The sequence below is a fragment of the Variovorax saccharolyticus genome, from assembly GCF_030316765.1.
GTDB classification, from domain to species: Bacteria; Pseudomonadota; Gammaproteobacteria; order Burkholderiales; family Burkholderiaceae_C; genus Variovorax; species Variovorax saccharolyticus.
On the sequence record NZ_JASZYT010000002.1, the window covers coordinates 851,251 to 877,323 of the forward strand.

A 26,073-nucleotide genomic window follows, 5' to 3' on the forward strand; every position below is an offset into this window, starting at 1 on the left:
CATGCTGGTGCTGCCACCCAAACTCACGCACGACGAGGCGCCTGCCTGCGCCTACATGCTCCAGCAGGGGCTGGCCGGGCAGACCGACACGGCCACCGTGGTCGATGCCAGCGCCCTGGTCCAGTTCGATTCCTCGGCGCTCGCAGTGCTGCTCGAGTGCCGGCGCGAGTCCAGCGCGCTGGGCCGCGGCTTCGCGGTCAAGGGCCTGCCGACGCGCCTGCGCGAACTCGCCGCGCTGTACGGAATCGCAGGTCTTTTGCCCGCCGCGCCGTAGCTGTTGCTCGCCCCCAGGTTGCCCGGCACTTCGTGTCCGGGCGCCCACCCCCTACCGGGGGCGCAGTCAGCGGCCCGGCGAAGCCGGTTCCGCGACTGCCCACCAACGGGCGGGCGCTGCGCGCCGCCGTAGATCAACACATCGCGCCAGTTTTCCCCGGCCGGCGTAGCCAGGCCGGCCGTTGGTGAAACACCGCGGAACCGGCTTCGCCGGGCCGCTGGTGTTGCCCCCGGCAGGGGGTGTGGGCGGCTACACGAAGTGAGCCAACCTGGGGGCGAGCTTAAAATGCTCTGTTCTCATGCCCGCGATCTCCTTTCAGTCGGTCTCCAAGACCTATCCTCCCTCACGCCAGCAACGAAGCCAGGGCAAGCCCGGGCTCCGCGCCGTCGACGACGTGAGTTTCCAGATCGAGGAAGGCGAGTTCTTCGGGCTGCTGGGGCCGAACGGCGCCGGCAAGACCACCCTGATCAGCATGCTCGCCGGGCTCTCGCGCCCGACCAGCGGTGCCATCGGTGTCCACGGCTTCGACGTCCAGAAGGACTACGCCCAGGCCCGCCGCCAGCTCGGCGTGGTGCCGCAGGAGCTGGTCTTCGACCCGTTCTTCAATGTCCGCGAGGCGCTGCGGATCCAGTCGGGCTACTTCGGCATCAAGAACAACGACGCCTGGATCGACGAACTGCTGCAAAGCCTGGGCCTGGCCGACAAGGCGGGCGCCAACATGCGGCAGCTCTCGGGCGGCATGAAGCGGCGCGTGCTGGTGGCCCAGGCGCTGGTCCACAAACCGCCGGTGATCGTGCTGGACGAGCCCACCGCGGGCGTCGACGTCGAGCTGCGCCAGACGCTGTGGCAGTTCGTCGCCAAGCTCAACAAGCAGGGCAGCACGGTGCTGCTGACCACCCACTACCTCGAAGAGGCCGAGGCGCTGTGCCATCGGATCGCGATGCTCAAGCAGGGCCGGGTGATCGCGCTCGACCGCACCAGCGAGCTGCTGCGCTCGGCCGCCAGCAACGTGCTGCGCTTCAAGACCGACGGCATGCTGCCCTGGGCGATCGCCCAGCACGCCCGCATCACGGGCCGCATCGTCCAATTGCCGGCGCAGAACGCCCACGAGGTCGAGCAGCTGCTGGCCGCGATCCGCGAAGCCGGGCTCGATGTCGAGGACGTCGAGATGCGCAAGGCCGACCTCGAGGACGTCTTCATCGACCTCATGGCGGGCGAGCAGACGCCGCTGGAGGTCGCAAGATGATGATCAACGCTCTTGGGTGGCGCGCGCTTCTGTACAAGGAGACGCTGCGCTTCTGGAAGGTCGGCTTCCAGACCGTCGGCGCCCCGGTCCTGACCGCGGTGCTCTACCTGGCGGTCTTCGGTCACGTGCTCGAGGACCACGTCAAGGTCTTCGGCACGGTGAGCTACACGGCCTTCCTGGTGCCCGGCCTCGTGATGATGAGCGTGCTGCAGAACGCCTTCGCCAACAGTTCGTCGTCGATCATCCAGAGCAAGATCATGGGCAGCCTGGTGTTCGTGCTGCTGACGCCGCTGTCCCACTGGGGCTGGTTCCTCGCCTACGTGGGCTCGTCGATCGTGCGCGGGCTGGCGGTGGGCCTGGGCGTGTTCATCGTCACCGCCTTCTTCGCGATGCCGGGCTTCGTGGCGCCGCTGTGGATCCTGGTGTTCGCCTTCCTGGGCGCCGCCATCCTGGGCACGCTGGGCCTGATCGCCGGCCTCTGGGCCGAGAAGTTCGACCAGATGGCGGTGTTCCAGAACTTCCTGATCATGCCGATGACGTTCCTGTCGGGCGTCTTCTATTCAATCGGCTCGCTGCCGCCCTTCTGGCAGAAGGTGAGCCACCTGAACCCCTTCTTCTACATGATCGATGGCTTTCGCTACGGCTTCTTCGGCGTCAGCGACGCGTCGCCCTGGCTGAGCCTGGCGATCGTCGGCAGCGCCTGGCTGGTGGTCAGCGCCATTGCCGTCCAACTGCTGCGCATCGGCTACAAGATTCGCGGATGAAAAATATGGCTCGCCCCCAGGTTGCCTCGCACTGCGTGTCGAGGCGCCCACCCCCTGCCGGGGGCGCAGTCAGCGGCCCGGCGAAGCCGGTTCCGCGACTGCCCTCCAACGGGCGCGCTGCGCGCAGCCGAACAACAACCACAGCGCCGGTTTCCCCGGCCGGCGCAGCCAGGCCCGTTGGTGAAACACCGCGGATCTGGCTCTGCCAGTCCGCTGGTGTTGCCCCCGGCAGGGGGTGGGCGCCCGGACACGAAGTGCCGGGCAACCTGGGGGCGAGCAACAAATATGACAGCTGACGAACTCCAATCGATCATCCAGGCCGGCCTGGCCTGCGACCACATCACGCTCGAGGGCGACGGCCGCCACTGGTACGCGACCATCGTCTCGGCCGAGTTCGAGGGCAAGCGCCCCATCCAGCGGCATCAGCGCGTCTATGCCACCCTGGGTGCGAAAATGCATACCGACGAAGTGCATGCGCTCTCGATGAAAACCTTCACGCCTGCCGAGTGGGCAGGCCAGACCCGCTAGATTTCCGCTGGAATCCTCATGGACAAACTTCTGATTCGCGGCGGGCGCCAGCTCCGCGGCGAGGTACTCATTTCCGGCGCCAAGAACGCAGCGCTGCCCGAGCTCTGCGCGGCGCTGCTGACCGACCGTCCCGTGACGCTGCACAACGTGCCGCGCCTGAAGGACGTCGCGACCATGCTCAAGCTGGTCCACAACATGGGCGTCGTCGCCGAGCGCGACGACAACGGCACGGTGCGCATCGACGCCCGTTCGCTCGAGGTGCCCGAGGCGCCCTACGAGCTGGTCAAGACGATGCGGGCCTCGGTGCTCGCGCTCGGTCCGCTGCTGGCGCGTTTCGGCCGGGCCAAGGTCTCGCTGCCGGGTGGCTGCGCGATCGGCTCGCGTCCGGTCGACCAGCACATCAAGGGCATGCAGGCCATGGGTGCCGAGATCGTGGTCGAGCACGGCTACATGGTGGCGCGCATCGGCGGTGGCCGCAAACGCCTGCACGGCGCCCGCATCACGACCGACATGGTGACCGTCACCGGCACCGAGAACTTCATGATGGCCGCGGCGCTGGCCGAGGGCGAGACCGTGCTCGAGAACGCCGCCCAGGAGCCCGAGATCGCCGACCTGGCCGAGATGCTGATCGCCATGGGCGCGAAGATCGAGGGCCACGGCACCAGCCGCATCCGCATCCAGGGCGTCGAGCGCCTCGATGGCTGCACGCACCAGGTGGTGGCCGATCGGATCGAGGCCGGCACTTTCCTGTGCGCCGTGGCCGCGGCCGGCGGCGACGTGTTCCTCAAGCATGGCCGGGCCGACCATCTCGATGCCGTGATCGAGAAGCTGCGCGAAGCCGGCGCCCAGGTGGCGGCGGTCGAGGGCGGCATCCGGGTGCAGAGCCAGGGCCGGCTCAAGGCCCAGAACTTCCGCACCACCGAGTACCCGGGCTTTCCGACCGACATGCAGGCCCAGTTCATGGCGCTCAACGCGATCGCCGAGGGCACCTCGACCGTGACCGAGACGATCTTCGAGAACCGCTTCATGCACGTCGACGAGATGCTGCGCCTGGGCGCCAAGATCCAGACCGACGGCAAGGTGGCGGTGATCGAGGGCGTCGCGCAGCTTTCCGGCGCCACCGTGATGGCGACCGACCTGCGGGCCTCGGCCAGCCTCGTGATCGCCGGCCTGGTGGCCGACGGCGAGACGCTGGTCGACCGCATCTACCACCTGGATCGCGGCTACGACCGCATGGAAGGCAAGCTGCGCGGCCTCGGCGCCGACATCGAGCGCGTGGCGGGGCCGGCCGAGGTGCAGCCGTGATCACGCTGGCGCTGTCCAAGGGCCGCATCTTCGAGGAAACCCTGCCGCTGCTGGCCGCCGCCGGCATCGAGGTCACCGAAGACCCCGAGAAATCGCGCAAGCTGATCCTGGCGACCACCCGGCCCGATGTCCGCGTGGTGCTGGTGCGCGCCTCGGACGTGCCGACCTACGTGCAGTACGGCGGCGCCGACCTCGGCGTGACCGGGCTGGACGTGCTGCTCGAGCACGGCAACCAGGGCCTGTACCAGCCGCTCGACCTTCGCATCGCGGCCTGCCGCCTGAGCGTGGCGGTGCGCGCCGACTACGACTACGCCTCGGCCGTGAAGCAGGGCTCGCGGCTCAAGGTGGCGACCAAGTACGTCGGCCTGGCGCGCGAGTTCTTCGCCAGCAAGGGCGTGCACGTCGACCTGATCAAGCTCTACGGCAGCATGGAGCTGGCGCCGCTCACCGGCCTGGCCGACGCGATCGTCGACCTGGTCTCGACCGGCAACACGCTCAAGGCCAATCACCTGGTCGAGGTCGAGCGCATCATGGACATCAGCGCCCGGCTGGTGGTCAACCAGGCGGCGCTCAAGCTCAAGCAGGAGCCCATCCGCCGCATCGTCGACGCCTTCGCATCCGCCATTCCGAAATGAACCTGAAAGCCGCTCCCGTCCGCCTGTCTACCACGTCGGCCGACTTCGAGGCCGAATTCAAGGCGCGCCTGCATTGGTCGGCCGAGGCCGATGCGGCGATCGAGCAGGTGGTGGCCGACATCCTCGCCGACGTGCAGCGGCGTGGCGACGAGGCGGTGCTCGACTACACGCGGCGCTTCGACCGCCTCGAGGTCGACGGCATGCCGGCGCTGGAACTCACGGCAGCCGAATTGCGCGCTGCCTTCGAGTCGCTGCCGGCGCAGCAGCGCGATGCGCTCGAGACCGCGGCCCGGCGCGTGCGCACCTATCACGAGGCCCAGAAGAAGGCCAGCGGCGAAAGCTGGAGCTACCGCGATGCCGACGGCACGCTGCTGGGCCAGAAGGTCACGCCGCTGGACCGCGTCGGCATCTACGTGCCGGGCGGCAAGGCCGCCTATCCGTCGAGCGTGCTCATGAATGCGGTGCCGGCGCACGTGGCCGGCGTGGGCGAGATCATCATGGTGGTGCCGACGCCGGGCGGCGAGAAGAATCCGCTGGTGCTGGCCGCCGCCCACGTCGCCGGCGTCACGCGCGCCTTCACGATCGGCGGCGCCCAGGCCGTGGCCGCGCTCGCGTACGGCACCCGGACCATTCCCAAGGTCGACAAGATCACCGGCCCGGGCAATGCCTATGTCGCGAGCGCCAAGAAGCGGGTCTTCGGCACGGTCGGCATCGACATGATCGCCGGCCCGAGCGAGATCCTGGTGCTGGCCGACGGCAGCACGCCGCCCGACTGGGTGGCGATGGACCTGTTCAGCCAGGCCGAGCACGACGAGCTCGCCCAGAGCATCCTGCTGTGCCCCGACGCTGCCTACATCGAGCGCGTGCAGCAGGAAATCGACCGCCTCCTGCCCTCGATGCCGCGCGCCGAGATCATCGCCGCCTCGCTCAACGGCCGCGGCGCGTTGATCCAGACGCGCAGCATGGAAGAAGCCTGCGAGATCAGCAACCGCATCGCGCCGGAGCACCTCGAAGTCAGCAGCAGCGAGCCGCACCGCTGGGAGCCGCTGCTGCGGCATGCCGGCGCGATCTTCCTCGGCGCCTTCACCAGCGAGAGCCTGGGCGACTATTGCGCCGGCCCGAACCACGTGCTGCCTACCAGCGGCACGGCGCGCTTCAGCTCGCCGCTGGGCGTCTACGACTTCCAGAAACGATCGAGCCTGATCGAGGTCAGCGAAGAGGGGGCCCAGGCACTCGGCCACGTGGCCTCGGTGCTGGCCCACGGCGAAGGCCTGCAGGCGCACGCACGCGCCGCCGAGATGCGCCTGCGCAGCCCGAAGCCATGACCACCCCGGGCGCCATGGACCTCAAGACCAGCCGCGGGCATCCCTGGAGCCTGGGCCAGAAGCTGCGCCGTGCGGCCTGGATGCTGGTCTGGGGCCTGCTCGGCCGCCCCGGACCGCGTGCCTTCTCGCCGCTGCGTCTGTTCCTGCTGCGGCTCTTCGGGGCCCGCATCGGCGAGCGGGTCCTGGTGAGTTCCGGCGTCAAGGTCCTGATGCCCTGGAACCTCGAGATCGGCGAGTACACGGCTATCGGCGAGGGCGTCGAGATCTACAACTACGGCCAGGTCCGCATCGGCAAGAACAGCTGCGTGTCGCAGCGGGTGTGGCTGTGCACCGGCACCCACGACTACAAGCAGCCCAGCTTTCCGCTGATCTGGGACGACATCCAGGTCGGCGACGGCGTCTGGCTGGCCGCGGAAACCTTCGTGGCGCCCGGCGTCACGATCGGCGATGGCGCCGTGGTGGGGGCCCGATCGGTCGTCACCCGCGACCTCGAGGGATGGTCGGTTTTTGCAGGGAACCCATGCGTGCTGATCAAGCCACGCCCGCGCGACTGATCCGCATCGGGGCCGCCGGCGTGCTGCTGCTGGCGTCGGCGACGCTCGCCCAGGCGATGTCGATCCGGGAACTGCGCACGCTCGAGGCCAACGAGAAAGACGGCAAGCTCTACGCCAACTACTACCTCGTGGGCGTCATGGAAGGCCTGCGCGAGGCCAACGACGCCGAGCGGCGCGCCGGCCAGAAGCCGCTGTTCTGCATCGACGGCCGCCGGCTCGAGCCGGCCATGGCGCGCTCCCTCTACCAATCCGAGCTGGCGCGCAATGCCGACAGCTACGAGGCCGACATGCCGGTGCAGCTGGTGCTCTCGGCCGCCATGCGAAACAGTTATCGCTGCAACCCCTGACCACCGAATGACCGCTACCGACGACACCCGCCGCGCACTGGCGCGGATCCGCGCCGACGTCCAATCCATGCACGCCTATGCGGTGCAGGACGCCCGCGGCCTGATCAAGCTCGACGCCATGGAGAACCCCCACGGCCTGCCGCCGGCGCTGCAGGCCGCGCTCGGCCAGCGCCTCGGCGCGCTGGCGCTGAACCGCTATCCCGGCGATCGCGGCGCCGACCTGCAGCGCGCGCTGGCGGCGCATGCCGGCCTGCCCGACGGTTTCTCGCTGATGCTCGGCAATGGCTCCGACGAGCTGATCTCCCTGCTGGCGATCGCCTGCGACCTGCCCGGTGCCGCGATCCTGGCGCCGGTGCCCGGCTTCGTGATGTACGCCATGAGCGCCCAGCTGCAGGGCCTGCGCTTCGTCGGCGTTCCCCTTTCAGCCGATTTCGAGCTCGACGAGGGCGCCATGCTCGACGCCATCGCCCGCGAGAAGCCGGCCATCGTCTTCCTGGCCTACCCGAACAACCCGACCGCCAACCTCTGGGACGACGCCGTGATCGAGAAGATCGTCGCGGCCCAGGGCGCCCAGGGCGGGCTGGTGGTCATCGACGAGGCCTACCAGCCCTTCGCCGGCCGCAGCTACATCGACCGCGTGGCGCGCCACGGCCACGTGCTGCTGATGCGCACGCTGAGCAAGTTCGGCCTCGCCGGTGCCCGCCTGGGCTACCTGATGGGCCCGGCGGCGCTGGTGGCGGAGATCGACAAGGTGCGCCCGCCCTACAACATCAGCGTGCTCAACTGCGAGTGCGCGCTGTTCGCGCTCGAGCACGCCGAATTGTTCGACGCCCAGGCGGCCGAGATCCGCAGCCAGCGCGCCGTCGTGGTGCAGCGGCTGGCCCTGCTGCCATCGGTCCGGAGCTGGCCGAGCGAAGCCAACATGATCCTGATCCGGGTCCCCGACGCGGCAAAGACCTTCGACGGAATGAAGGCTCGCGGCGTGCTGGTCAAGAACGTTTCTAAAATGCACCCATTGCTCGCGAACTGCCTGCGCCTCACGGTCGGAACCGCCGACGAGAACGCGCAGATGCTCGCAGCCCTCGAAGCCTCACTATGAACACCCCACTGGCACCCGAAGCCGTCATTGCCACCGGCGCGCGCGCGGCGTCCGTCACGCGCAACACGGCAGAGACCAAGATCACGGTCAAGGTCGACCTCGACGGCACCGGCCGCGCGAAACTCGCGACCGGCATCGGCTTCTTCGACCACATGCTCGACCAGATCGCCCGCCACGGCCTGATCGACCTCGACATCGACTGCCAGGGCGACCTGCACATCGACGGCCACCACACGGTCGAAGACGTCGGCATCACGCTGGGCCAGGCGGTGGCCAAGGCGGTCGGCGACAAGAAGGGCATCAGGCGCTATGGGCATGCCTACGTGCCGCTCGACGAGGCGCTGAGCCGTGTCGTGATCGATTTCTCGGGCCGCCCGGGCCTGGTCATGGATGTGCCCTTCACCAGCGGCATGATCGGCACATTCGACAGCCAGCTGACCTACGAATTCTTCCAGGGCTTCGTCAACCACGCCTTCGTGACGCTGCACATCGACAACCTCAAGGGCGTCAACGCGCACCACCAGTGCGAGACCGTGTTCAAGGCCTTCGCACGGGCGCTGCGGGCGGCGCTCGAGCTCGATCCGCGCTCGGCCGGCGTCATTCCCTCGACCAAGGGCTCGCTTTGATCTGCCCGGCCGCCGCATGAGCTCCAATACCGTCGCCGTTGTCGACTACGGCATGGGCAACCTGCGCTCGGTGTCGCAGGCCGTGCAGCATGCTGCCGACCAGGTCGGCGTCGAGGTGTTCGTCACCTCCGATCCCGATGTGGTCCGCCGCGCCACCCGCGTGGTGCTGCCGGGGCAGGGTGCCATGCCCGACTGCATGCGCGAGCTTTCCGATTCCGGCCTGCTCGAATCGGTGCTCGAGGCCGCCGCCGGCAAGCCCCTGTTCGGCGTCTGCGTCGGCATGCAGATGCTGCTGTCGCACAGCGACGAAGGCCCGACCGACGGCCTGGGACTGATTCCCGGCGACGTCCGGAAGTTCGAGCTCGAAGGCCGGCTGCAGCCGGACGGCAGCCGTTACAAGGTGCCGCAGATGGGCTGGAACCAGGTGTCGCAGACGCGTTCGCACCCGGTCTGGGCCGGCGTGCCCGACCAGAGCTACTTCTATTTCGTCCACAGTTTCTATGCCGCGCCCGCCGATCCGGCCCACAGCGCCGGCGAGGCCGATTACGGTGGGCGCTTTACCGCCGCCCTGGCACGCGATAATATTTTTGCCACCCAGTTCCACCCGGAGAAGAGTGCGGACCACGGGTTGCAGCTCTATCGAAACTTCCTCCACTGGAATCCCTGACGCACTGAACGCTTCCACCGTTCGGCCCGGGCCCGTGCGCGCGGGCCTGCCGGGTTGAGTACCATCGCGCTTTCTTCCGCCCATCGTCCCCGATTCCTCCGTACGCCACGCAATCCCGCACCACCATGCTCCTCATTCCTGCGATCGACCTCAAAGATGGCCACTGCGTTCGCCTCAAGCAAGGCGATATGGACCAGTCCACCACTTTCAGCGAAGACCCGGCCGCGATGGCGCGCAAGTGGCTCGAAGCCGGTGCCCGCCGCCTCCACCTGGTCGACCTGAACGGCGCCTTCGCCGGCAAGCCGCAGAACCACGCGGCGATCAAGGCGATCCTGAGGGCGGTCGGCGACGACATCCCGGTGCAGCTGGGCGGCGGCATCCGCGACCTCGACACCATCGAGCGCTACATCGACGACGGCCTGCGCTACGTCATCATCGGCACCGCGGCGGTCAAGAACCCGGGCTTCCTGAAGGACGCCTGCAGCGCCTTCGGCGGCCACATCATCGTCGGCCTGGACGCCAAGGACGGCAAGGTCGCCACCGATGGCTGGAGCAAGCTGACCGGGCACGAGGTTGCCGACCTGGGCAAGAAGTTCGAAGACTACGGCGTCGAGTCGATCATCTACACCGACATCGGCCGCGACGGCATGCTGTCGGGCATCAACATCGACGCCACCGTGCGGCTGGCGCAGGCGCTGACGATCCCCGTGATCGCCTCGGGCGGGCTCTCGAACATGGCCGACATCGACAAGCTGTGCGCGGTCGAGCCCGACGGCATCGAAGGCGTCATCTGCGGCCGCGCCATCTATTCGGGCGACCTGGACTTCGCCGCCGCCCAGGCCCGGGCCGACGAGCTCGCAGTCTAGGCAGACTACTCGGCCTTGATCGCCATCGCCCGCAGGATCGTCTCCAGCTGCGGGCTCATCGGCAGATCGAGGCTGTTGCCGGTGGGCAGCTTGCGCAGGAACCAGCGCTTGTACTGGCGCTCGATCTCCCCGTCCTCGGCCAGCACCTGGAAGGTGTCGTTGACCACCTTCGCCATCTCCGGATCGTCCTTGCGGTACATCACGCCGTAGGGGTCGTAGGACAGGAAGTCGCCGACCACCTGGTAGTCGGTCGGGCCCTGGGCGCTGCCCCGGTCCTGCGCGATCAGGCCGTACAGCAGCACCTCGTCGGTTGCGAAGGCCTCCACCTTGCCGGACTTCACGAGCGCGAACGATTCGGCGTGGTCGCGCGAAACCACCAGCTCCAGGCCCAGCTTGAAGCGCGCCGACAGCTCGCGCATCGTCTTCTCGTTGGTGGTCCCGGCGGTCACGGCCACCGGCTTGCCGGCGAGGTCGCGGAAGAACTGGACCGGCGAGCCTTTCCTGACCAGCAGCCGGGTGCCCGAGACGAACAGCGTCGGCGAGAAGGCGACCCGCTTCTGGCGCTCCAGATTGCTGGTGGTCGAGCCGCATTCGAGATCGACCTGGCCGTTGGCCACGGCATCGATGCGGGTCTCGGCGGTCACTGGCAGCCACCGGATCTCCAGCGTCTTGTGCACCGCATCGCCCATCGCCTCGACCACCGCCTTGCACAGCTCGATCGAGTAGCCGATCGGCTCCTTGCGCGGCGACAGGAAGGAAAACGGCACCGAGGATTCGCGGTAGCCGATCACGACCGCGCCGGCCGCCCGCGCCTTGGCCAGCGTGCCGCTGAGCGCGGCCGGCGTCGCCGGCGTCGGATCGGACTGGGCGAACGCGGCCGGCGCCGGCCCCAGCAGTGCTGCCAGCAGCGCGGCGGTGGTTGCCAGGGCCCGGACGGCGCTCATCCCGGGGCCTCAGGCATGCGCCGGGTGGGCGAGGGTGGCGGCGCTTTCGACGTCCATGGCCCGCGCATTGGCCGCGGCGTCGCTTTCGGAGAGCAGTTCGCCCTCCCACTTGGCGACCACCGCCGTGGCGATCGAATTGCCCACCGCGTTGGTGGCCGACCGGCCCATGTCCAGGAAGGTGTCGACGCCGAGGATCAGCAGCAGCCCGGCTTCGGGGATGTTGAACTGGTTCAGGGTCGCGGCGATCACGACCAGCGAGGCGCGCGGCACGCCGGCCATGCCCTTGGAGGTCAGCATCAGGATCAGCAGCATCGTGAGCTGGGTGCCGAGCGACAGCGGGATGTCGTAGGCCTGGGCGATGAACAGCACCGCGAAGGTGCAGTACATCATCGAGCCGTCGAGGTTGAACGAATAGCCCATCGGCATCACGAAGCTGGAGATCTTGCGCTTGACACCGAAGCGGTCGAGCGCGATGAGGATCTTGGGGTAGGCCGCCTCCGAGCTGGCGGTGGCGAACGAGAGCAGGAAGGGTTCCCGGATCAGCTTCAGCAGGGTCACGATGCGCGGCCCGAGGAAGACGAATCCGGCCAGGGCCAGCAGCGCCCACAGGATGAACAGGCTCAGGTAAAAGCCGCCCATGAAGACCGCGAACTTGAGCAGGATGCCCAGGCCGTTGACCGCGATCGTGGCCGCCATGGCGGCCAGCACCGCCAGCGGCGCCAGCTTCATCACGTAGCCGGTGATCTTGAGCATGGCGTGGGACAGCTCCTCGATCGCGTTGACCAGCGTGCGGGCCTTCTCGCCGAGCGAGGCCAGCGCGACGCCGAAGAACATCGAGAACACCACGATCTGCAGGATCTCGTTGTTGGCCATGGCCTCGACGAAGGACTTCGGCACCACGTGGCCAACGAAATCCTTGAGCGTGAACTTGGAGGTGGCGAGGTTGGCGGAGGACCCGATCTCGGGCAGGGGCAGCCCGAGGTCGTGGCCCGGCTGCAGCAGGTTGGCCATCAACAGGCCCAGCAACAGAGACACCAGCGAGGCGGTGATGAACCAGCCCAGCGCCTTGCCGAACACCCGCCCGACGGCAGCCGCGTCGCCCATGTGGGCGATGCCGACGACCAGGGTGGAGAACACCAGTGGCCCGATCAGCATTTTGATCAGGCGCAGGAACACGTCCGACATGATCGAGATGTAGCCCGCGATCTCGGCGGCGGTCTTCTTGTTCGGGAAGTTGGTGAAGACCATGTAGCCGATGACGATCCCGATCAGCATCGCGATCAGGATCCAGGCGGCCGGCGGCAGTTTCCTTCTCATGGAGGCGCTCCTCGTTGCGAGTTGTTCTGAAGCGGGATCCGTGTCGCCGATCCGAAACCGCAAGCGCCGGCCAAACCTAGAATCGGGCCATGACCCTCCAAGCCCTCGTCTTTCGTGGCCAGCCGGCCGTGCGGCTGGCGCTGCCCGGCGGCGACAGTTGCACTGTAGCGCTGCACGGCGCTCATGTGTTGTCGTGGACCACGGCCGATGGCGTCGAGCGCCTCTATCTGAGCCCCGAGGCCCGCTTCGACGGCCAGAGCCCGATCCGCGGCGGCATCCCGGTCTGCTGGCCGCAGTTCAACCAGCGCGGCCCGCTGCCCAAGCACGGCTTCGCCCGCAACCTGCCGTGGACGGCCGAGCCGCAGACCGACGAGCGGCTCGACACCGTCGTGCTGGCCTTGCGCGACGACGCCGCCACGCGGGCGCTCTGGCCGCACGCGTTCCGGGCCCGGCTGGCCGTCACGCTGGCCGCGCGTTCGCTGCGCGTCGCGCTGACCATCGACAACTTGGGCGGCGAGCCCTGGTCCTTCGCGGCGGCGCTCCACAGCTACCTGCGGGTCGACGAAGCCACCGAGGCCCGGCTCGAAGGCCTGCAGGGCGCCAACCGCTGGGATGCGGTGCGCGACGACCGCCATGTCGAAATGGCACCGGCGCTGGCCTTCGGCAGCGAATTCGACAGCGTCTACGCCGCGCCCGCCCGGCCGCTGCGGCTGGTCCAGCCTTCGGGCACACTCGAGATCTCGCAAAGCGCGAGCTGCACCGAGACCGTGGTCTGGAACCCGGGCCCGCTGCTCGCCGCCAAGCTCGACGACCTGCCCGACGACGGCTGGCGCCACATGCTCTGCGTCGAAGCCGCCCGCATCGACGAATCCGTGCTGCTGGCGCCCGGCGGCCAGTGGCAGGGCTGGCAACAGCTCAAGGTCGCCTGAACCCCTTTCGCTTGAACCACACCATGCTCGCCAAACGCATCATTCCCTGCCTCGACGTCACCGGCGGCCGCGTCGTCAAGGGCGTCAATTTCGTCGAACTGCGCGACGCCGGCGACCCGGTCGAGATCGCGGCCCGCTACAACGCACAGGGCGCCGACGAGCTCACCTTCCTGGACATCACCGCCACCAGCGACGGCCGCGACCTGATCCTGCCGATCATCGAGGCGGTGGCCTCCCAGGTCTTCATCCCGCTGACCGTCGGCGGCGGCGTGCGCACCGTGGCCGATGTCCGCCGGCTGCTCAATGCCGGGGCCGACAAGACCAGCTTCAATTCGGCCGCGATCGCCGATCCCCGGGTGATCGAGGATGCCTCGCAGAAATACGGCGCCCAGTGCATCGTGGTGGCGATCGACGCCAAGCGGCGCTCGCCCGAGGACGCTGCCACGCGCGGCCCGGGCTGGGACGTCTACAGCCACGGCGGGCGCAAGAACACCGGCCTCGACGCCGTGAAGTGGGCGGTCGAGATGGCGCGCCGCGGCGCCGGCGAGATCCTCCTGACCAGCATGGACCGCGACGGCACGAAAAGCGGTTTCGACCTCGAACTGACGCGGGCCGTGAGCGACGCCGTCAGCGTGCCGGTGATCGCCTCGGGCGGTGTCGGCAGCCTGGAGCACCTGGCCGACGGCATCCAGACCGGCGGCGCCGACGCCGTGCTGGCGGCGAGCATCTTCCACTATGGCGAGTTCACCGTCGGCGAAGCGAAGCGGCAGATGGCCGCGCGCGGCATCCCGGTGCGTCTGTGACCGACAATAGCCCGCTATGAACTGGCTAGATGAAGTGAAATGGGACGCCAACGGCCTGGTGCCGGTGATCGCGCAGGAACAGGGCAGCAACGACGTGCTGATGTTCGCCTGGATGGACCGCGAGGCGCTGGCCAGGACGGCGGAACTCGGCCGCGCCGTGTACTTCAGCCGCTCGCGCCAGAAGCTCTGGTTCAAGGGCGAGGAATCCGGCCACGTCCAGACCGTGCACGAGATCCGGATCGACTGCGACAACGACGTGGTGCTGCTCAAGGTCACGCAGCAGGGCCACGAGCCCGGCATTGCCTGCCATACAGGCCGCCACAGCTGCTTCTTCAGCAAGTACGAGAACGGCCAGTGGGTCGCGACCGAGCCGGTCTTGAAAGACCCGGCCTCGATCTACACATCGTCCCCAAGATGAGCACCGAACCCCGCAACGCCGAAGACGCCCTGGCGCGCCTGGCGGCCGTGATCGAAAGCCGCCTGCCGTCGCGCGGCGGCGACCCCGACAAGAGCTATGTCGCCCGCCTGCTGCAGCGCGGCCCGGATGCCTTTCTCAAGAAGATCGGCGAGGAGGCCACCGAGGTCGTGATGGCCGCCAAGGACGCCGACCACGGCGGCGACCGCGCGAAAGTGGTGAACGAAGTGGCCGATCTCTGGTTCCACAGCATGGTGGCGCTCGCGCACTACGGTTTCTCGCCCGCCGACGTGGTCGCCGAACTCGAGCGTCGCGAGGGCACCAGCGGCATCGAGGAAAAGGCCCTGCGCAAGGCGCAGGATCGCGAAGCTTCCAACGATTGAAAGGAGCGCACGCCATGCCCAACGACATCGTGACCATCGAGCCCGACGACTCGCTCAAGACCTGGGGCTGGGTCAGCTACATCCTGCACCTGGTGGTGGCGGTCGGCGCGGTGCTGCCCGGCGCCCAGGCGTCGATCGGCCTGCTGGTGATCGCGCTGGTGATCGACCTGGTCAAGCGCGAGGATGCCGCCGGCACCTGGCAGGCCTCGCACTTCAGCTGGCGCATCCGCTCGGTGCTCTGGGCCGGCGTGCTGTACCTAGTGACCTCCTGGCTGTGGCTGCTGTTCCTGGTGCCCGGCTGGATCGCCTGGGCCCTGATTTCGCTTTGGTTCCTCTATCGCATCGTCAAGGGGATGGTGCGCATGAACGCGGGCCGCTCCATGGAAACCGGCAATGTCCTCTGATCCGAACTGCGTCTTCTGCAAAATCATCGACGGCAAGATCCCGTCGCGCAAGGTCTACGAGGACGACGAGCTGTTCGTCTTCCACGACATCGCGCCGTGGGCGCCGGTGCACTTCATGATCGTGCCCAAGCGCCACATCCCGTCGATGGCGCAGGTGACACCCGACGACGCCGCGCTGCTCGGCAAGATCATGACCCTGGCGCCCAGGCTGGCGGTCGAGCAGGGCTGCCGCCCCTACCCCGAAGGCGGATTCCGCATCGTGGTCAACACCGGCGCCGAGGGCGGGCAGGAGGTGCACCATCTCCATGTGCACGTCATGGGCGGCCCGCGGCCCTGGCTGCGGGGCTGAAAGACATCGTTTCGGCCGGTCATTTCCCGGCGACTAAAATCCGACTCATTCTTCAGGAGTAATCCATGGGTTCACTTTCCATCTGGCACTGGCTGATCGTGCTGCTCGTCGTCGTCATGATCTTCGGCACCAAGAAGCTCCGCAACATGGGCTCCGACCTGGGCGGCGCCGTCAAGGGCTTCAAGGACGGCATGAAGGACGGCGCCACGGCCGACGCAGCCACGCCCACCGCCACCGGCCCCAACGCCCAGGTGACTGGCAACAGCACCGCCGACAAGTCGACGATCGACGTCGAAGCGCGTCAGAAGTCCTGAGCCAGACCACTCCGTGATCGATCTCGGCATCTCGAAGCTGGCCCTGATCGGCGCCGTGGCGCTGATCGTCATCGGGCCGGAGAAGCTGCCGCGCGTGGCGCGCACGGTCGGCACCCTGCTGGGCAAGGCGCAGCGCTACGTGGCAGACGTCAAGGCCGAGGTCAATCGCTCGATGGACCTCGACGAGCTGCGCAAGATGAAGGACACGGTGCAGGACGCGGCGCGCGACGTCGAGCAGAGCATCCAGTCCGGCGCCAGCGACTTCGAGAAGCAGTTCTCCGAGAGCGGGCAGACGCTCTCGGAACTGTCCGACACGACCCCTTCCTTCCCCGAGTACAAGCATCCACGCAAGAACTGGCGCCTGAAGCAGGGCGCCACGCCGCAGTGGTACAAGGCGCGCAACGGCGTGCGCACCAAGGCGCTGTCGGGCGCTGCGCGCGTGGCCCGCTACCGCCCTCACAAAATCAACTAGCGCTAACTCGCGAAACGGCCGCGCGCAGCGTGCGCCGAGCCTGACTGCAGCGTCCCCACATGGCCGACCCCACCGACAAGAACAAAGAAGACGAACTGGCCGGCACCGAGCAGCCTTTCGTCCAGCACCTGATGGAGCTGCGGGACCGCCTGCTCTACTGCGTCTACGGCCTGGTCGTGGCCGGCGTTCTGCTGGCCATCTGGCCCGGGCCGGCCGGCCTGATCGACATGATCGCGGTGCCGATCCGCGCCCACATGCCGCCCGATGCCAAGCTGATCGCGATCGGCGTCTTCTCGCCTTTCTTCGTGCCGCTCAAGGTGCTGGCCATGACGGCGGTGCTGCTCGCCTTGCCCTGGCTCATGTACCAGGCCTGGATGTTCATTGCGCCCGGCCTCTACAGCCACGAGAAGAAGTTCGCGCTGCCGCTGATCTTCTTCGGCAGCCTGCTGGCCTACGGCGGCATCGCCTTCGTGCAGTTCTTCGTGCTCGACAAGATGTTCGGCTTCATCCAGAAGTTCACGCCGCCGTCGGTCAACGCCACGCCCGACATCTCGTCCTACGTCGAGGCGATCCTGTCGCTCTACATTGCCTTCGGCGTCGCTTTCCAGGTGCCGATCGTGGTGATGCTGCTGGTGCGCTTCGAGCTCGTCACGATCGAGAAGCTGCGCGCGTTCCGGGGCTACTTCATCGTGCTGGCCTTCGTCGTCGCCGCGGTGCTGACACCGCCGGACGTGGTCTCCCAGCTCGCGCTGGCGATCCCGATGTGCCTGCTGTACGAGGTCGGCATCATCGGCGCCCGCTATTTCACCAAGTTCAGCAAGCCGCCCGAAGAGAGCAGCACCGACTCGGCCCAGACCTGATCTCCCGGCCCGAGGGCCGGAGCAGGGTCACTCGGTGTCGGTCGGCGACCGGCGCACCAGCGAGCGGGGCCGCAGGCCCGGCGTGATGTCCAGTTCCAGCTTGTCGCTGCCGCGCTGCAGCACGAAGCGCGACGCCGTGCCCGGCTTGAGGCCGGCGACAGCGCTCAGCAGTTGCTGGCTGTTGCCGATGCTCTTGTCACCCACGCCGGTGATCACGTCGCCGGGCCGCAGGCCGGCCTTGGCGGCCGGGCCGTTCTGCAGCACGCCGGTGATGATCACGCCGGCGCTCGCCTTGACGCCGAAGGTTTCGGCCAGTTCGGGCGACAGATCGTTCGGCTCGACGCCGATCCATCCGCGCGTGACCTTGCCGGCCTTCACGATGTCCTCGAGCACCTGCTTGGCGGTCGACACCGGGATCGCGAAGCCGATGCCCATGCTGCCACCCGAGCGCGAGTAGATCGCGGTGTTGATGCCTTCGAGGTTGCCGTTGACGTCGATCAGCGCGCCGCCCGAGTTGCCCGGATTGATGGCCGCGTCGGTCTGGATGAAGTTCTCGAAGGTGTTGATGCCGAGCTGGTTGCGCCCGAGCGCCGAGACGATCCCGCTGGTCACGGTCTGGCCGACGCCGAAGGGGTTGCCGATGGCCAGCACCTGATCGCCGACCTGCAGCGCATCGGAGTCGCCCAGCACGATCACCGGCAGCTTGTCGAGCTCGATCTTGAGCACCGCGAGGTCGGTGTCCGGGTCGGTGCCGATCACCTTGCCGCGCGCGTGACGGCTGTCGTTGAGCGTGACGTCGATCTCGTCCGCTCCCTCGACCACGTGATTGTTGGTGAGGATGTAGCCGTCGGCGCTGACGATCACGCCGCTGCCGAGGCCGACCTGCGGCTGGTCCGCGCCCTGGTCGCCGAAGAAGAACCGGAACCACGGGTCGTTGCTGCGCTGCGAGCGCTGGGCCGCCTTGCTGGTGTTGATGCTCACCACGGCGGGCGAGGCTTTCTTGGCGGCCGCGCTGAGGCTGCCGGCGGTCACGAGGCCGGCCGGTGCGGCGGGGGCCTCGATCACCGAGACCAGGCCGGTGAGCGGGCCGGCGCGCCGGTTCAGCCACTCGGGCTTGAGGGTCGCGACGACGAAATAGGCCGCGAGCAGGACGGTTACGGCTTGGGCGAACAGCAGCCAGGTGCGTTTCATGAAAAAGACAGGGGAAGAAAGCACCGATTGTCCCTCAAGCCCAGGATCGCTCGGTTTCGATCGAAGCGCAGGCCGCAGGCGAATATAGGTGAAAACCCTTAAAATCCTGACCCTCATGACCACTTCTTCCTTGGCTGGAGGCGCTTCCGCGACCTCGACGCCCGCCCGCACCCTCGGCTCCCGCGACTACAAGACGCTCGCTCTCTCCGCCCTCGGCGGCACGCTCGAGTTCTACGATTTCGTCATCTACGTCTTTTTCGCCACGGTCCTGGGCGGCCTGTTCTTCCCGGTCGACATGCCGGACTGGCTGCGCCAGCTCCAGACCTTCGGCATCTTCGCCGCCGGCTACCTGGCGCGCCCGCTGGGCGGCATCGTGATCGCGCATTTCGGCGACCTGCTCGGCCGCAAGCGGATGTTCACGCTGTCGATCTTCCTGATGGCCGCGCCGACGCTGGTGATCGGCCTCTTGCCGACCTACGCCAGCATCGGCGTGGCGGCGCCGCTGCTGCTGCTCGCGATGCGGGTGCTGCAGGGCGCGGCGATCGGCGGCGAGATGCCGGGCGCCTGGGTGTTCGTGGCCGAGCACGTGCCGGCGCGTCGCTACGGCTTCGGCATCGGCACGCTGACCTCGGGCATCACCGGCGGGATCCTGCTCGGGTCGCTGGTCGCCGTGGCGATCAACAGCCGCTACACGCCGGACGAGGTGAGCGACTTCGCCTGGCGCATCCCGTTCATCCTCGGCGGCGTGTTCGGTCTGGTGTCGGTCTACCTGCGCCGCTTCCTGCACGAGACGCCGGTGTTCCAGGAGCTGGCGGACCGCCGCAGCGTGGCGCGCGAGCTTCCGCTCAAAACCATCCTGCGCGAGCATCGCGCTGCCAGCCTCTATGTCGGACTCCTGACCTGGGTGCTGTCGGCCGCGATCGTGGTGGTCGTGCTCTATACGCCGACCTACCTGCAGAAGGTGCACCACGTTCCGGCCACGCTGGCGCTGGAGGCGAATGCAGTCGCGACGCTGATGCTCACGCTGGGCTGCATCGCGGTCGGCTGGGCCAGCGACCGGATCGGCACGCGGGCCGTGATGCTGGTCGGCTGGGCCGGCCTGCTGGTCACCAGCTACCTCTTCTACACCGGCCTGCCCGGCACGCCGGCCTCGCTGGTCTGGCACTACGGGCTGGTGGGGCTCTTCGTCGGCACCATCGCCACCGTGCCGATCGCCGGGGTGCGTGCCTTCCCGGCGCCGGTGCGCTTCACCGGGCTTTCGTTCGCCTACAACATGTCCTATGCGATCTTCGGCGGCCTCACGCCGGTGATCCTGACGCTCTGGCTGCAGCACGACCCGATGGCGCCGGCGCACTACGTGGCCGCGCTCGCGGTGCTGGGCTTCGTGCTCGGCCTGTTGCCCCTGGGGGCACGCGGCCATGCGATGCGGCCCGCCGCCGGCGGGGCCACAATGGCGCGATGAGCACGACCCGCCACGAACTCCTGCACGCATTCGATCTGCTGCTGGCGCCCGCGCGCTTCAAGGACTACGGGCCCAACGGCCTGCAGGTCGAGGGCCGGACCACGGTGCGCAAGATCGTCTCCGGCGTGACCGCCAGCCGGTCCCTGATCGAAGCCGCGATCCATGCCGAGGCCGATGCGATCTTCGTCCACCACGGCCTGTTCTGGCGCGGCCAGGACGGCCGCGTCACCGGCTGGATGCGGCAGCGCCTCGGCTTGCTGCTCGGCGACGACGTCAACCTGTTCGCCTATCACCTGCCGCTCGACGCCCACCCCGAACTCGGCAACAACGCCCAGCTCGGCCTGCGGCTGGGTCTGGTGGCGCACCCGGGTTCGGCCGGCCGCTTCGGCGAACAGGAGATCGGCTTCCTCGGCGCCCGCGACAGCGGCGAGAGCTTCGCGAATGCGAAGGCATTGGCGGCCCATGCCGAGAAGGCGCTCGGCAAGGCGGTGACGCTGGTGGAAGGTGCGCCGCGCCCGGTCCGCAACGTCGCCTGGTGCACGGGCGGCGCGCAGGGCTACTTCGAGGCCGCGATCGCCGCCGGTGCCGATGCCTTCATCACCGGCGAGATCTCGGAGCCGCAGGCCCACTATGCGCGCGAGATGGGCGTCGCCTACCTGGCCTGCGGCCACCATGCCACCGAACGCTACGGCGCGCCGGCGGTGGCGGCGCACGTGGCGGCGCAGCTGGGCCTGGCGCACGAGTTCATCGACATCGACAATCCCGCGTGAGCTTCGACACCGCCTCGCCCATCGCCATCACGCTCGGGGATCCCGCGGGCATCGGGCCCGAGATCATCGCGAAGGCGTTTCGCGATGCCGGCGTCGATCTGCGCGGATGCTTCGTGGCCGGCGATGCCGGCATCCTGCGCCGAGCCGCCCAGGCGATCGCCGGCGCCGGTGCGCCGGCCTTGCCGGTCGCGCTGATCGAGGCGGCGAGCGATGCGGGCGACCTGCCTCCGGGCTGCATTCCCGTGCTGCAGGTGGTCGCGCCGCCGGAGGGCGCTATCGCGCAGGGCGAGATCAGCGCAGCCGCGGGCCGCATCGCCGGCGATTGCGTGGTCTGGGCCGCCCGCGCGGCACTGCGCGGCGAGATCGCCGCGATCGTCACCGCGCCGCTGCACAAGGAGGCGCTGGCGGCGGCCGGCTTTCCGTATCCGGGTCACACCGAACTGCTGCAGGCCGAGGCCGCGGCCCATCTCGGCCGACCGCTGGCCGAGGTGCCGGTGCGCATGATGCTGGCCAACGACGAACTGCGCACCGTGCTCGTGAGCATCCACATGTCGCTGCGCGATGCGATCGAGGCCGTGAGCTTGGATGGCGTGCTGCAGACGCTGCGCATCGCGCACCGGGCGCTCGGCGCGGTGCTCGGGCGGGCGCCGAGGATCGGCGTCGCGGGACTCAATCCGCACGCGGGGGAGGGCGGGCTGTTCGGCTCCGAGGAGCGCGACATCATCGCGCCGGCGATCGCGGCCGCGCGCGCCGAGGGCATCGATGCCGACGGCCCCCACGCGCCGGACACCGTCTTCATGCGCGCCCGCGCCAAGGCCGATGGCCGCGGCGAGTTCGACGTCGTGATCGCGATGTACCACGACCAGGGTCTGATCCCGGTCAAGTACCTGGGCGTCGAGAAGGGCGTCAACGTGACGCTGGGGTTGCCGCTGGTGCGCACCAGTCCGGATCACGGCACGGCGTTCGATATCGCGGGCAGTGGGCGGGCGGATGCGTCCAGCCTGGTCGAGGCGGTGCGGATGGCGCGGTCGTTGACCCTGGTCAGTTGAGGACAGAGCAAAAACTGCTTCGCAGTTTCTTGGTCTGTCCCGCAAGGTCTCAGGGGCGCTTCAGGCTGTCGCGGATCTCGCGCAGCAGCATCACGTCTTCGGGCGTGGGCGCCGGCGGCGGGGCCTCGGCCGTGTTGCGCAGCCGGTTGATCTGCTTGACCATCAGAAAGATGATGAAGGCCAGGATCACGAAGTTCACCGCGACCGTGATGAAGCTGCCGTAGGCGAGCACAGGCGCGCCGGCCTTCTTGAGTTCGACCAGCGTGTCGGCCACGCCCGCCGGCCTCGGGCCGAGCACGATGTAGAGGTTGGAGAAGTCGAGCTTGCCGAAGATGAGTCCGACCAGCGGCATGATGATGTCGCTCACCAGCGAGTCGACGATCTTGCCGAAGGCCGCACCGATGATCACGCCGACCGCCAGGTCGATGACGTTGCCCTTGACGGCAAATTCGCGGAACTCTTTCAGAAAGCTCATGTCGTGCACCTCTTCTGGGGGGTTGTTTTGAACGCGGCCAGTATAGGGGTGGGTCGGTGTCTGTTCCCGGTCACGCACGCGTGCGGCAGGCGTCTGGCATCGTTGAATTCGCCTTTTACGCTCCGCTACAATCGCGGGTTGACCCAAGTCCCCCCGAAGAAGATTGAGGATCTCCATGAGTGACAGCAGCGCGAGTACCGCCGGCCGACCCCGGATCGACACCAGCAAGCGGACATGGTTGATTGCCTCAGGCTGCGCCGGCGCAGTGGGTGGCGTGGCCGTCGCAGTGCCTTTCGTGAGTTCGTTCCAGCCGTCGGAAAAGGCCAAGGCCGCCGGCGCGCCGGTCGAGGCCGACATCGGTGCCCTGCAGGTCGGCGAGAAGATGACCGTCGAATGGCGCGGCAAGCCGGTCTGGATCCTCAAGCGTTCGCCGGCACAGGTCGCAGAGCTCCCCAAGCTCGACCCGCTGCTCGCCGATCCGCAATCCAAGCGCAACCCGGACGAGTTCACGCCCGCCTACGCGCGCAACGATCATCGCTCGATCAAGCCCGAGATCCTCGTGGTGGTCGGCATCTGCACCCACCTGGGCTGCTCGCCGGTCGACCGGCTCCAGCCGGGTCCGCAGGCCTCGCTGCCCGACAACTGGGAAGGCGGCTTCCTCTGCCCCTGCCACGGTTCGACCTTCGACCTGGCCGGCCGCGTCTTCAAGAACAAGCCCGCGCCCGACAACCTGCCGGTGCCGCCGCACATGTACCTCTCCGACACGCGCCTCCTGATCGGCGACGACAAGAAGGCCTGAGGAGAACAAGAACATGGCTGAATTCCACGAGATCTCCCCCAATGCGCCGGCCGGCGAGAAGCTGCTCAACTGGGTCGACAACCGTTTCCCGCTGACCAAGCTCTGGAACGACCAGTGGGGCAAGTACTACGCGCCGAAGAACTTCAACTTCTGGTACATCTTCGGCTCGCTCGCGATGCTGGTCCTCGTGATCCAGATCGTGACCGGCATCTTCCTCGTGATGCACTACAAGCCCGACGCCGCGCTGGCGTTCGGCTCGGTCGAGTACATCATGCGCGACGTGCCCTGGGGCTGGCTGATCCGCTACATGCATTCCACGGGGGCCTCGGCCTTCTTCATCGTGGTCTACCTGCACATGTTCCGCGGCCTGATGTACGGCAGCTACCGCAAGCCGCGCGAGCTGATCTGGATCTTCGGCTGCGCGATCTTCCTGTGCCTGATGGCCGAGGCCTTCATGGGCTACCTGCTGCCCTGGGGCCAGATGAGCTACTGGGGTGCCCAGGTGATCGTGAACCTGTTCGCCGCGATCCCCTTCGTCGGTCCTGACCTGGCCCTGCTGATCCGCGGCGACTACGTGGTGAGCGACGCCACCCTCAACCGCTTCTTCAGCTTCCACGTCATCGCGGTGCCGCTGGTGCTGCTCGGCCTGGTGGTGGCCCACCTGATCGCGCTGCACGAAGTGGGTTCCAACAACCCCGATGGCATCGAGATCAAGGCCAACCGCGGCGCCGACGGCCATCCGGTCGACGGCATCCCGTCGCACCCGTACTACACGGTGCACGACATCTTCGGCGTGGTGGTGTTCCTGACGATCTTCTCGGCCGTGATCTTCTTCGCGCCCGAGGCCGGCGGCTACTTCCTCGAGTACAACAACTTCATCCCGGCCGACTCGCTGAAGACGCCGAACCACATCGCGCCGGTCTGGTACTTCACGCCCTTCTATTCGATGCTGCGTGCGATCACCAGCGAGATGATGTATGCGCTGATCGCCTGCGTGCTGGCGGCGGCAGGCTACGGCGTCTGGAAGGCCCGCCTGCCTTCCTTCGCCAAGGTCGGCGTCGTGATCGTCGCCGTCGGCGTGATCGCCATGATGCTGTCGATCGATGCCAAGTTCTGGGGCGTGGTGGTGATGGGCGGCGCGGTCGTCATCCTGTTCTTCCTGCCGTGGCTGGACCACAGCCCGGTGAAGTCGATCCGCTACCGTCCGAGCTGGCACAAGTATGTCTACGCCGTGTTCGTCATCAACTTCCTGGTGCTCGGCTACCTCGGGGTGCAGCCGCCTTCGCCGGTCGGCGAACGCATCTCGCAGATCGGATCGCTCTTCTATTTCGGTTTCTTCCTGCTGATGCCGTGGTGGAGCCGCCTCGGCGAATTCAAGCCGGTCCCCGAGCGCGTGGTTTTCAACGCTCACTGACCGGGAGACAACAAGAATGAAGAAACTGATCCTCACGTTGATCGCGGCGCTCGGCATCGTCACCGGCGCACAGGCTGCCGAGGGCGGCATCGCCTGGGACAAGGCACCGAACCGCACGACTGACCTGGCCGCGCTGCAGAACGGCGCCAAGCTGTTCGTCAACTACTGCCTCAACTGCCACTCGGCGGCGTTCATGCGCTTCAACCGCCTGACCGACCTCGGCATCTCCGAGCAGCAGATCAAGGACAACCTGCTGTTCACGACCGACAAGATCGGCGAGACCATGAAGGTCAACATGGACCCGCAGCAGGCCAAGCAATGGTTCGGCACGGTCCCGCCCGACCTGACCCTGGTGGCGCGTTCGCGTGCCGGCCACGGCGGCACCGGCGCCGATTACCTCTACACCTACCTGCGCACCTTCTACCGCGACGACACCAAGGCCACCGGCTGGAACAACCTCGCGTTCCCGGCGGTCGCGATGCCGCACGTGATGTGGGAACTGCAGGGCGAGCGCCGTCCGGTCTTCGAGAAGGTCGAGGCCCACGGCCATCCCGTCGAAGTCTTCAAGGGTTGGGAGCAAGTGAGCCCGGGCACCATGACGCCGATCCAGTTCGACCAGAACATGGGCGACCTGGTGAGCTTCCTGCAATGGATGGCCGAACCGGCACAGAACACCCGTATTCGCGTCGGCGTCTGGGTGCTGCTGTTCCTGGTCATGGCGGTTGTCTTCACGTGGCGCCTCAATGCCTCGTACTGGAAAGACGTCAAGTAATTTCCACGCCGATCCGGCGCCTCGTGCGCCGGGTCCCGCAGAGTGGGTTGCCAACGCGACCCACTCTTTTTGATTTTTAGGAGTCTTTCGCCATGATGGTCCTGTATTCTGGAACGACCTGCCCCTTTTCCCATCGCTGCCGTTTCGTGCTGTTCGAGAAGGGCATGGATTTCGAGATTCGCGACGTCGATCTCTACAACAAGCCCGAGGACATCAACGTGATGAATCCGTACGGGCAGGTGCCGATCCTGGTCGAGCGCGACCTGATCCTGTACGAGTCGAACATCATCAACGAGTACATCGACGAGCGCTTCCCGCATCCGCAGCTGATGCCCGGCGACCCGGTCGACCGCGCCCGCGTGCGCCTGTTCCTGCTCAACTTCGAGAAGGAACTGTTCGTTCATGTCTCGACGCTCGAGAACCGCACCACCAAGGGCAACGAGAAGGCGCTCGAGAAGGCGCGCTCGCACATCCGCGACCGCCTGACGCAGCTGGCGCCGGTGTTCCTCAAGAACAAGTACATGCTGGGCGACAACTTCTCGATGCTCGACGTCGCGATCGCGCCGCTGCTGTGGCGCCTCGACTACTACGGTATCGACCTCAGCAAGAACGCGGCCCCGCTGCTGAAGTACGCCGAGCGCATCTTCTCGCGCCCGGCCTACATCGAGGCGCTGACGCCGTCCGAAAAGGTCATGCGCAAGTGAGTCGCCTGCGC

The 26,073-nt window shown here is 67.6% G+C and carries 33 protein-coding genes; 29 read left to right on the forward strand and 4 right to left on the reverse strand.

Annotation, left to right across the window (positions count from 1 at the left end; translation table 11 throughout):
- Position 1 precedes the first annotated feature (1 nt).
- The 13 genes from QTI45_RS10125 (at position 2) to hisA (ending at position 10,236) form a co-directional block, all read left to right on the forward strand.
- Positions 2 to 274 (forward strand): STAS domain-containing protein, encoded by a 273-nt coding sequence (locus QTI45_RS10125; RefSeq protein WP_286369088.1) that lies wholly within the window; start codon positions 2 to 4, stop codon positions 272 to 274.
- Positions 275 to 572: 298 nt separating this feature from the next.
- A complete protein-coding gene (locus QTI45_RS10130) occupies positions 573 to 1,520 on the forward strand; it encodes an ABC transporter ATP-binding protein (protein ID WP_286369089.1) in 948 nt (315 codons plus the stop codon).
- A complete protein-coding gene (locus QTI45_RS10135) occupies positions 1,520 to 2,284 on the forward strand; it encodes an ABC transporter permease (protein WP_286654246.1) in 765 nt (254 codons plus the stop codon). The genes QTI45_RS10130 and QTI45_RS10135 overlap by 1 nt, the downstream gene beginning before the upstream one ends.
- Before the next feature lie 285 nt (positions 2,285 to 2,569).
- Complete coding sequence (locus QTI45_RS10140) at positions 2,570 to 2,812, forward strand: BolA family protein (RefSeq protein ID WP_286654247.1); 243 nt, start codon at positions 2,570 to 2,572, stop codon at positions 2,810 to 2,812.
- A gap of 18 nt (positions 2,813 to 2,830) precedes the next feature.
- Complete coding sequence (gene murA, locus QTI45_RS10145; RefSeq protein WP_286369091.1) at positions 2,831 to 4,117, forward strand: UDP-N-acetylglucosamine 1-carboxyvinyltransferase; 1,287 nt, start codon at positions 2,831 to 2,833, stop codon at positions 4,115 to 4,117.
- A complete protein-coding gene (gene hisG / locus QTI45_RS10150) occupies positions 4,114 to 4,752 on the forward strand; it encodes an ATP phosphoribosyltransferase (protein WP_286369092.1) in 639 nt (212 codons plus the stop codon). The genes murA and hisG overlap by 4 nt, the downstream gene beginning before the upstream one ends.
- Positions 4,749 to 6,077 (forward strand): histidinol dehydrogenase, encoded by a 1,329-nt coding sequence (gene hisD / locus QTI45_RS10155; RefSeq protein WP_286369093.1) that lies wholly within the window; start codon positions 4,749 to 4,751, stop codon positions 6,075 to 6,077. The genes hisG and hisD overlap by 4 nt, the downstream gene beginning before the upstream one ends.
- Positions 6,074 to 6,631: a WcaF family extracellular polysaccharide biosynthesis acetyltransferase gene (locus QTI45_RS10160; RefSeq protein ID WP_286654248.1), complete on the forward strand. Its 558-nt coding sequence runs from the start codon at positions 6,074 to 6,076 to the stop codon at positions 6,629 to 6,631. Before hisD ends, QTI45_RS10160 begins: the two co-directional genes overlap by 4 nt.
- A complete protein-coding gene (locus tag QTI45_RS10165) occupies positions 6,598 to 6,978 on the forward strand; it encodes a hypothetical protein (protein WP_286654249.1) in 381 nt (126 codons plus the stop codon). The genes QTI45_RS10160 and QTI45_RS10165 overlap by 34 nt, the downstream gene beginning before the upstream one ends.
- A 7-nt stretch (positions 6,979 to 6,985) precedes the next feature.
- Complete coding sequence (hisC, locus tag QTI45_RS10170) at positions 6,986 to 8,077, forward strand: histidinol-phosphate transaminase (RefSeq protein WP_286369096.1); 1,092 nt, start codon at positions 6,986 to 6,988, stop codon at positions 8,075 to 8,077.
- A complete protein-coding gene (gene hisB / locus QTI45_RS10175; protein ID WP_286369097.1) occupies positions 8,074 to 8,703 on the forward strand; it encodes an imidazoleglycerol-phosphate dehydratase HisB in 630 nt (209 codons plus the stop codon). Before hisC ends, hisB begins: the two co-directional genes overlap by 4 nt.
- 16 nt (positions 8,704 to 8,719) lie before the next feature.
- Positions 8,720 to 9,370, forward strand: a complete 651-nt coding sequence (gene hisH, locus QTI45_RS10180) for an imidazole glycerol phosphate synthase subunit HisH (RefSeq protein WP_286369098.1) — start codon at positions 8,720 to 8,722, stop codon at positions 9,368 to 9,370.
- Positions 9,371 to 9,495: 125 nt separating this feature from the next.
- Entirely contained in the window at positions 9,496 to 10,236 is a 741-nt protein-coding gene (gene hisA / locus QTI45_RS10185) for a 1-(5-phosphoribosyl)-5-[(5-phosphoribosylamino)methylideneamino]imidazole-4-carboxamide isomerase (protein WP_286369099.1), read from the forward strand.
- Positions 10,237 to 10,241: 5 nt separating this feature from the next.
- Here hisA and QTI45_RS10190 read toward each other — a convergent pair whose 3' ends face one another.
- Both QTI45_RS10190 and QTI45_RS10195 read right to left on the reverse strand, forming a co-directional pair.
- A complete protein-coding gene (locus QTI45_RS10190) occupies positions 10,242 to 11,180 on the reverse strand; it encodes an amino acid ABC transporter substrate-binding protein (RefSeq protein WP_286654250.1) in 939 nt (312 codons plus the stop codon).
- Positions 11,181 to 11,189: 9 nt separating this feature from the next.
- Positions 11,190 to 12,497: a dicarboxylate/amino acid:cation symporter gene (locus QTI45_RS10195; protein WP_286369101.1), complete on the reverse strand. Its 1,308-nt coding sequence runs from the start codon at positions 12,495 to 12,497 to the stop codon at positions 11,190 to 11,192.
- Positions 12,498 to 12,586: 89 nt separating this feature from the next.
- Here QTI45_RS10195 and QTI45_RS10200 point away from each other — a divergent pair, with 89 nt between their 5' ends.
- The 9 genes from QTI45_RS10200 to tatC all read left to right on the forward strand — a co-directional run bounded on the left by QTI45_RS10200 (position 12,587) and on the right by tatC (position 17,426).
- A complete protein-coding gene (locus tag QTI45_RS10200) occupies positions 12,587 to 13,426 on the forward strand; it encodes a D-hexose-6-phosphate mutarotase (protein WP_286654251.1) in 840 nt (279 codons plus the stop codon).
- A 23-nt stretch (positions 13,427 to 13,449) separates the two neighbouring features.
- Positions 13,450 to 14,229, forward strand: a complete 780-nt coding sequence (gene hisF, locus QTI45_RS10205; RefSeq protein ID WP_286654252.1) for an imidazole glycerol phosphate synthase subunit HisF — start codon at positions 13,450 to 13,452, stop codon at positions 14,227 to 14,229.
- A gap of 16 nt (positions 14,230 to 14,245) precedes the next feature.
- Positions 14,246 to 14,647 (forward strand): phosphoribosyl-AMP cyclohydrolase, encoded by a 402-nt coding sequence (hisI, locus tag QTI45_RS10210; RefSeq protein ID WP_286504841.1) that lies wholly within the window; start codon positions 14,246 to 14,248, stop codon positions 14,645 to 14,647.
- Positions 14,644 to 15,027: a phosphoribosyl-ATP diphosphatase gene (locus QTI45_RS10215; protein ID WP_286654253.1), complete on the forward strand. Its 384-nt coding sequence runs from the start codon at positions 14,644 to 14,646 to the stop codon at positions 15,025 to 15,027. The genes hisI and QTI45_RS10215 overlap by 4 nt, the downstream gene beginning before the upstream one ends.
- Positions 15,028 to 15,041: 14 nt before the next feature.
- The gene (locus QTI45_RS10220; protein ID WP_286654254.1) at positions 15,042 to 15,431 is read left to right on the forward strand and encodes a DUF4870 family protein; all 390 of its coding nucleotides are present in this window, start codon (positions 15,042 to 15,044) and stop codon (positions 15,429 to 15,431) included.
- Positions 15,421 to 15,780 carry a histidine triad nucleotide-binding protein gene (locus QTI45_RS10225; RefSeq protein WP_286369107.1) on the forward strand — a complete coding sequence of 120 codons (360 nt, stop codon included), beginning with the start codon at positions 15,421 to 15,423 and terminating at the stop codon, positions 15,778 to 15,780. Before QTI45_RS10220 ends, QTI45_RS10225 begins: the two co-directional genes overlap by 11 nt.
- A gap of 65 nt (positions 15,781 to 15,845) precedes the next feature.
- The gene (gene tatA, locus QTI45_RS10230; protein WP_286369108.1) at positions 15,846 to 16,094 is read left to right on the forward strand and encodes a Sec-independent protein translocase subunit TatA; all 249 of its coding nucleotides are present in this window, start codon (positions 15,846 to 15,848) and stop codon (positions 16,092 to 16,094) included.
- Between the two features lie 13 nt (positions 16,095 to 16,107).
- Entirely contained in the window at positions 16,108 to 16,566 is a 459-nt protein-coding gene (gene tatB / locus QTI45_RS10235; protein ID WP_286369109.1) for a Sec-independent protein translocase protein TatB, read from the forward strand.
- 59 nt (positions 16,567 to 16,625) lie between these two features.
- On the forward strand, positions 16,626 to 17,426 hold the full coding sequence (gene tatC, locus QTI45_RS10240) for a twin-arginine translocase subunit TatC (protein WP_286654255.1): 801 nt from the start codon (positions 16,626 to 16,628) through the stop codon (positions 17,424 to 17,426).
- Positions 17,427 to 17,453: 27 nt separating this feature from the next.
- Here tatC and QTI45_RS10245 read toward each other — a convergent pair whose 3' ends face one another.
- Positions 17,454 to 18,617 carry a trypsin-like peptidase domain-containing protein gene (locus QTI45_RS10245; RefSeq protein WP_286369111.1) on the reverse strand — a complete coding sequence of 388 codons (1,164 nt, stop codon included), beginning with the start codon at positions 18,615 to 18,617 and terminating at the stop codon, positions 17,454 to 17,456.
- A 115-nt stretch (positions 18,618 to 18,732) separates the two neighbouring features.
- Here QTI45_RS10245 and QTI45_RS10250 point away from each other — a divergent pair, with 115 nt between their 5' ends.
- Genes QTI45_RS10250 through pdxA form a run of 3 tightly spaced genes read left to right on the forward strand, consistent with a single transcriptional unit; the run spans position 18,733 to position 21,898 of the window.
- Positions 18,733 to 20,079, forward strand: a complete 1,347-nt coding sequence (locus tag QTI45_RS10250) for an MFS transporter (RefSeq protein WP_286654319.1) — start codon at positions 18,733 to 18,735, stop codon at positions 20,077 to 20,079.
- Complete coding sequence (locus QTI45_RS10255) at positions 20,076 to 20,849, forward strand: Nif3-like dinuclear metal center hexameric protein (RefSeq protein ID WP_286654256.1); 774 nt, start codon at positions 20,076 to 20,078, stop codon at positions 20,847 to 20,849. The genes QTI45_RS10250 and QTI45_RS10255 overlap by 4 nt, the downstream gene beginning before the upstream one ends.
- Positions 20,846 to 21,898 carry a 4-hydroxythreonine-4-phosphate dehydrogenase PdxA gene (pdxA, locus tag QTI45_RS10260; RefSeq protein ID WP_286654257.1) on the forward strand — a complete coding sequence of 351 codons (1,053 nt, stop codon included), beginning with the start codon at positions 20,846 to 20,848 and terminating at the stop codon, positions 21,896 to 21,898. Before QTI45_RS10255 ends, pdxA begins: the two co-directional genes overlap by 4 nt.
- Before the next feature lie 49 nt (positions 21,899 to 21,947).
- On the opposite strand, the gene mscL is transcribed toward pdxA, so the two are convergent.
- Entirely contained in the window at positions 21,948 to 22,373 is a 426-nt protein-coding gene (mscL, locus tag QTI45_RS10265; protein ID WP_286369115.1) for a large conductance mechanosensitive channel protein MscL, read from the reverse strand.
- A 175-nt stretch (positions 22,374 to 22,548) separates the two neighbouring features.
- On the opposite strand from mscL, the gene petA reads away from it, so the two are divergent.
- From petA to QTI45_RS10285, 4 genes are all read left to right on the forward strand, one after another.
- Positions 22,549 to 23,172 carry a ubiquinol-cytochrome c reductase iron-sulfur subunit gene (gene petA / locus QTI45_RS10270; protein ID WP_286369116.1) on the forward strand — a complete coding sequence of 208 codons (624 nt, stop codon included), beginning with the start codon at positions 22,549 to 22,551 and terminating at the stop codon, positions 23,170 to 23,172.
- A gap of 13 nt (positions 23,173 to 23,185) precedes the next feature.
- A complete protein-coding gene (locus tag QTI45_RS10275; RefSeq protein WP_286369117.1) occupies positions 23,186 to 24,586 on the forward strand; it encodes a cytochrome b in 1,401 nt (466 codons plus the stop codon).
- A 16-nt stretch (positions 24,587 to 24,602) separates the two neighbouring features.
- Complete coding sequence (locus tag QTI45_RS10280) at positions 24,603 to 25,358, forward strand: cytochrome c1 (protein WP_286369118.1); 756 nt, start codon at positions 24,603 to 24,605, stop codon at positions 25,356 to 25,358.
- Between the two features lie 92 nt (positions 25,359 to 25,450).
- On the forward strand, positions 25,451 to 26,062 hold the full coding sequence (locus QTI45_RS10285) for a glutathione S-transferase N-terminal domain-containing protein (protein ID WP_286369119.1): 612 nt from the start codon (positions 25,451 to 25,453) through the stop codon (positions 26,060 to 26,062).
- Positions 26,063 to 26,073: the final 11 nt, after the last annotated feature.

Bases quoted from the DNA above. Each gene is read 5' to 3' on its own strand.
- QTI45_RS10255 (WP_286654256.1), top strand. From the start codon at position 20,076: ATGAGCACGACCCGCCACGAACTCCTGCACGCATTCGATCTGCTGCTG.
- QTI45_RS10200 (WP_286654251.1), top strand. From the start codon at position 12,587: ATGACCCTCCAAGCCCTCGTCTTTCGTGGCCAGCCGGCCGTGCGGCTG.
- QTI45_RS10165 (WP_286654249.1), top strand. From the start codon at position 6,598: ATGCGTGCTGATCAAGCCACGCCCGCGCGACTGATCCGCATCGGGGCC.
- petA (WP_286369116.1), top strand. From the start codon at position 22,549: ATGAGTGACAGCAGCGCGAGTACCGCCGGCCGACCCCGGATCGACACC.
- QTI45_RS10125 (WP_286369088.1), top strand. From the start codon at position 2: ATGCTGGTGCTGCCACCCAAACTCACGCACGACGAGGCGCCTGCCTGC.
- QTI45_RS10195 (WP_286369101.1), bottom strand. From the start codon at position 12,497: ATGAGAAGGAAACTGCCGCCGGCCGCCTGGATCCTGATCGCGATGCTG.
- QTI45_RS10275 (WP_286369117.1), top strand. From the start codon at position 23,186: ATGGCTGAATTCCACGAGATCTCCCCCAATGCGCCGGCCGGCGAGAAG.
- QTI45_RS10190 (WP_286654250.1), bottom strand. From the start codon at position 11,180: ATGAGCGCCGTCCGGGCCCTGGCAACCACCGCCGCGCTGCTGGCAGCA.
- QTI45_RS10250 (WP_286654319.1), top strand. From the start codon at position 18,733: ATGACCACTTCTTCCTTGGCTGGAGGCGCTTCCGCGACCTCGACGCCC.
- hisB (WP_286369097.1), top strand. From the start codon at position 8,074: ATGAACACCCCACTGGCACCCGAAGCCGTCATTGCCACCGGCGCGCGC.
- hisD (WP_286369093.1), top strand. From the start codon at position 4,749: ATGAACCTGAAAGCCGCTCCCGTCCGCCTGTCTACCACGTCGGCCGAC.
- QTI45_RS10130 (WP_286369089.1), top strand. From the start codon at position 573: ATGCCCGCGATCTCCTTTCAGTCGGTCTCCAAGACCTATCCTCCCTCA.
- QTI45_RS10225 (WP_286369107.1), top strand. From the start codon at position 15,421: ATGTCCTCTGATCCGAACTGCGTCTTCTGCAAAATCATCGACGGCAAG.
- QTI45_RS10160 (WP_286654248.1), top strand. From the start codon at position 6,074: ATGACCACCCCGGGCGCCATGGACCTCAAGACCAGCCGCGGGCATCCC.
- tatA (WP_286369108.1), top strand. From the start codon at position 15,846: ATGGGTTCACTTTCCATCTGGCACTGGCTGATCGTGCTGCTCGTCGTC.
- QTI45_RS10245 (WP_286369111.1), bottom strand. From the start codon at position 18,617: ATGAAACGCACCTGGCTGCTGTTCGCCCAAGCCGTAACCGTCCTGCTC.
- QTI45_RS10280 (WP_286369118.1), top strand. From the start codon at position 24,603: ATGAAGAAACTGATCCTCACGTTGATCGCGGCGCTCGGCATCGTCACC.
- hisI (WP_286504841.1), top strand. From the start codon at position 14,246: ATGAACTGGCTAGATGAAGTGAAATGGGACGCCAACGGCCTGGTGCCG.
- hisH (WP_286369098.1), top strand. From the start codon at position 8,720: ATGAGCTCCAATACCGTCGCCGTTGTCGACTACGGCATGGGCAACCTG.
- hisA (WP_286369099.1), top strand. From the start codon at position 9,496: ATGCTCCTCATTCCTGCGATCGACCTCAAAGATGGCCACTGCGTTCGC.
- tatC (WP_286654255.1), top strand. From the start codon at position 16,626: ATGGCCGACCCCACCGACAAGAACAAAGAAGACGAACTGGCCGGCACC.
- mscL (WP_286369115.1), bottom strand. From the start codon at position 22,373: ATGAGCTTTCTGAAAGAGTTCCGCGAATTTGCCGTCAAGGGCAACGTC.
- QTI45_RS10140 (WP_286654247.1), top strand. From the start codon at position 2,570: ATGACAGCTGACGAACTCCAATCGATCATCCAGGCCGGCCTGGCCTGC.
- QTI45_RS10285 (WP_286369119.1), top strand. From the start codon at position 25,451: ATGATGGTCCTGTATTCTGGAACGACCTGCCCCTTTTCCCATCGCTGC.
- QTI45_RS10220 (WP_286654254.1), top strand. From the start codon at position 15,042: ATGCCCAACGACATCGTGACCATCGAGCCCGACGACTCGCTCAAGACC.
- hisF (WP_286654252.1), top strand. From the start codon at position 13,450: ATGCTCGCCAAACGCATCATTCCCTGCCTCGACGTCACCGGCGGCCGC.
- QTI45_RS10135 (WP_286654246.1), top strand. From the start codon at position 1,520: ATGATCAACGCTCTTGGGTGGCGCGCGCTTCTGTACAAGGAGACGCTG.
- QTI45_RS10215 (WP_286654253.1), top strand. From the start codon at position 14,644: ATGAGCACCGAACCCCGCAACGCCGAAGACGCCCTGGCGCGCCTGGCG.
- hisC (WP_286369096.1), top strand. From the start codon at position 6,986: ATGACCGCTACCGACGACACCCGCCGCGCACTGGCGCGGATCCGCGCC.
- murA (WP_286369091.1), top strand. From the start codon at position 2,831: ATGGACAAACTTCTGATTCGCGGCGGGCGCCAGCTCCGCGGCGAGGTA.